Source organism: Anaerococcus groningensis (genome assembly GCF_046365465.1).
Classification (GTDB): Bacteria; Bacillota; Clostridia; order Tissierellales; family Peptoniphilaceae; genus Anaerococcus; species Anaerococcus groningensis.
In genome coordinates this window covers 1-512 of record NZ_JBGMEG010000040.1, presented here as the reverse complement: position 1 = coordinate 512, position 512 = coordinate 1, and the positions used below count along the sequence as shown (strand labels likewise).

Here is a 512-nt window from a genome sequence, read left to right as displayed (position 1 = left end):
AAATATAAAAATAAAAGATAAATCAAACTTAAAAGATATCAAAAACCTAGAAACTGATGAAGCTATAGAATCAAATAATGGTTTTATAACTTGGAATGCAGAAGATAAGGATATCTACTACCAAGGAAAAACTAACGGAGAGCTTCCAGTAGATGTAAAAGTAACATATTTTCTAGATGGCAAAGAAGTAAATACAAGCGATCTAGAAGGAAAATCTGGTCACTTAAAAATAGTTGCTGAAGCTACAAACAAAAAGTCTGAAACAACAGAAATTGATGGTAAGCAAAGCACTGTTTATTCTCCATATGCAGTAGTAACTGCAATGATTTTTGATGGAGACAAAGTTTCAAATGTTACAGTAGATGATGGAAAAGTAGTAAAAGATGGTAAAAACCAAATCGTAACAGGCCTACTTACTCCAGGTCTTAAAGAAAACTTCTCTGATATATTAGAAGAAGATAAATTAGATAAATTCAAGGAAAAGTTAGAAGTAGAAATGGATGTTACAGACT

At 30.7% G+C, this 512-nt stretch carries 1 pseudogene; it reads left to right on the top strand.

Annotated elements, in window-relative coordinates:
• Positions 1-512 (top strand): annotated as a pseudogene (locus AB9Q04_RS08175) (hypothetical protein); the annotation flags it as partial.